Here is a 434-nt window from a genome sequence, read left to right on the forward strand (position 1 = left end):
CCCGGAGGCGGCTCCGGCGGCGGCTTGCCGCCCGTGCGCGCCAGCACCTGCTCCTCGCTCATCAACAACTTCTCCGCATCCAGCTTCGCGGCCTTCACGTCCGCCTTGAACGTCGTCGTCGCCTTCTTGCCCGTGCCCGCGAGCGCCACCGTGGCGGTGCCCGTCACCGTGTCCTCCAGCGCGCCCAGGCTCATGCTGGTGACGTTCACCGTCATCCCGCTGCCCGTCTTCGCCGGCGCGTACGTGCCCGCCGCCGCGACCTCCAGCCGCTGCCCCGGCGCCTTGTTCACCAGCAGGCCCGGCCGCATGTCCACGCCGTTCAGGTCGGCCTTCGCGTCGAAGCGCAGCGCGCCGCCGCTCGCCGCCGCGCCCGTCACCTTCGCGTTCAGCTTCATCGCGCCGCCAGCTTCCTTGGACAGCTGATCCGGCACCCG

General features: G+C 72.6%; 1 pseudogene. It reads right to left on the reverse strand.

Annotation, left to right across the window (positions count from 1 at the left end):
• Window positions 1–395: pseudogene (locus tag HV826_RS36505) on the reverse strand (AsmA family protein); the annotation flags it as partial.
• Between the last annotated feature and the right edge of the window lie 39 nt (window positions 396–434).

Source organism: Myxococcus sp. AM010, from assembly GCF_013372585.1.
In the GTDB taxonomy this organism is placed as follows: domain Bacteria; phylum Myxococcota; class Myxococcia; order Myxococcales; family Myxococcaceae; genus Myxococcus; species Myxococcus vastator.